The 2,526-nt window shown below is 77.1% G+C and carries 1 protein-coding gene; it reads left to right on the top strand.

Features of this window, described 5'->3' with window-relative positions; genetic code table 11:
* On the top strand, positions 1-2,526 hold a 2,526-nt coding region (locus B0E53_RS35410; protein ID WP_146167936.1), incomplete at both ends, for an SDR family NAD(P)-dependent oxidoreductase.

Raw genomic sequence — 2,526 nt, 5'->3', positions numbered from 1 at the left:
ACCGGCGCGCTGGGCCGGCAGGTGGCCCGCTGGCTGGTCGCCAACGGCGCCACCGAGGTCGTCCTCGCCTCCCGGCGCGGCCCCGACGCCCCCGGCACCGCCGACCTGGTCGCGGAGCTGCCCGGGGTCCGGGCCGTCGCCTGCGACGTCACCGACCTCGACGCGGTCACCGCGCTCGTGGCCGGGCTGCCCGCGCTGACCGCCGTCGTGCACGCCGCCGGCGTGGTCGACGACGGTGTCCTCGACGGCCTCGACCCGGCCCGCATGCAGGCCGTCCTGGCCGGCAAGGTGGGCGCCGCCCGGGTGCTGCACCAGGCCACCGCCGGGCGTGACCTCGACGCGTTCGTGCTGTTCTCCTCGCTCGCCGGGGTGATCGGCAGCGCCGGGCAGGGCAACTACGCGGCCGCGAACGCGTACCTCGACGCGTTCGCGGCCTGGCGGCACGCCCAGGGGCTGCCCGCCACCGCCGTTGCCTGGGGCGCCTGGGCCGCCGACGGGATGGCCGCCGCCAGCGCCGCGCTGACCGCCCGGCTCACCCGCGGCGGCATCAACCCGCTCCCCGCCGAACAGGCGGTCGCCGTCCTCGGCCGGGTGGTCAACGCCGCCGGACCGGCGGTCACCGTCGCCGACGTCGACTGGGGACGCCTCGCCGCCTCCTGGGGCCGCCCGACCCCGCTGCTCGCCGGCCTGCCCGGGGTGCCCGCCGTGCCCACCGGCCCGGTCCGGGCCACCGTCGTCGGCCGGTCCCTGCCGCAGCTCACCGACCTGGTCCGGACGCAGGTCGGCGTGGTGCTCGGCTACCCGGCCGGCCGGCCGTTGCCGGATCGCACCTTCCGCGACCTCGGCTTCGACTCGCTCACCGCCGTCGAACTGCGCAACCGGCTCGCCGCCGAGACCGGCATGGCCCTGCCCGCCACGCTGGTCTTCGACCATCCCACCGTCGCGGAACTGGCCGCGCACCTGCACGGCCTGACCGCCGGGCAGACCATGGGCGCGGTGGTCGCCGCCGACACTGACCGGCACCGCCAACCCGTCGCCATCGTGGCGATGAGCTGCCGGTTCCCCGGCGGGGTCGCCTCACCGGAACAGCTCTGGGACCTCGTCGCCGGGGGCGCCGACGCGATGACCCTGATGCCCGGCGAGCGCGGCTGGAACCTCGCCGAGCTGTACCACCCCGACCCCGCGCACCTCGGCACCAGCTACGTCCGCGAGGGCGGCTTCCTGGCCGGGGCCGGCGAGTTCGACCCCACCTTCTTCGGCATCAGCCCCCGCGAGGCCCTCGCCATGGACCCGCAGCAGCGGCTGCTGCTGGAGGCCGCCTGGGAGGCCTTCGAGCGGGCCCGGCTCGACCCCACCGCGCTGCGCGGCAGCCGCACCGGCGTCTACGTCGGCACCAACGGCCAGGACTACGGCTCGCTGTTGATGACCACGGGCGACGTCGACGAGAACTACCTCGCCACCGGCGTCTCCGCCAGCGTCATCTCCGGGCGGCTCGCGTACACCTTCGGGCTGCACGGCCCGGCCGTCACCGTCGACACGGCCTGCTCGTCGTCGCTGGTCGCGTTGCACCTCGCCGCGCAGGCGCTCCAGGCGGGGGAGTGCGACCTGGCCCTCGCGGGCGGGGCCACCGTGATGGCGACCCCGGGCATCTTCGTCGGCTTCTCCCGGCAGCGCGGCCTGGCCGCCGACGGCCGCTGCAAGCCGTTCGCCGGGGCCGCCGACGGCACCGGCTGGGGTGAGGGCGTCGGGCTGCTGGTGCTCCAGCGGCTCTCCGACGCCCGCCGCGACGGCAACCCCGTCCTCGCGATCGTGCGCGGCAGCGCGGTCAACCAGGACGGCGCGTCCAACGGCCTCACCGCCCCCAACGGGCCCGCCCAGCAGCGGGTCATCCGGCAGGCACTGGCCAACGCCCGGCTCAGCCCCGCCGAGGTCGACGCGGTCGAGGCGCACGGCACCGGCACCACCCTGGGCGACCCCATCGAGGCGCAGGCGCTCATCGCCACCTACGGCCAGGACCGGCCCGCCGACCGGCCGCTCTGGCTCGGCTCGATCAAGTCGAACATCGGCCACACCCAGGCCGCCGCCGGCGTCGCCGGGGTGATCAAGATGGTGCTCGCCATGCGGCACGGCGTGCTGCCGCCCACCCTGCACGTCGACGAACCCACCCCGCACGTCGACTGGTCCGCCGGCGCGGTCGCGCTGCTCACCGAGGCCCGCCCCTGGCAGCCCGGCGACGGACCGCGGCGCGCCGGCGTCTCCTCCTTCGGGATCTCCGGCACCAACGTGCACACCATCCTGGAACAGGCGCCGCCGGACGAACCCGCCCCAACCGACGCCGCGCCCGCGGGCGAACTGCCCTGGGTGCTCTCCGGGCGGACCGCCGCCGCGCTCGCCGACCGGGCCCGCGACCTGCACGCCCACCTGGACACCGTGCCCGACGCCGCGCTGCCCGACCTGGCCTGGTCGCTGGCCGCCACCCGGGCCGCCCACGACCACCGCGCCGTCGTCCTCGCCGCCGGCCGCGAC

The organism is Micromonospora sp. MH33 (assembly GCF_003013775.1).
Classification (GTDB): Bacteria; Actinomycetota; Actinomycetes; order Mycobacteriales; family Micromonosporaceae; genus Micromonospora; species Micromonospora fulviviridis.
Note: the sequence above shows the minus strand (reverse complement) of the source record. Positions and strands in the feature narration are given on the sequence as shown.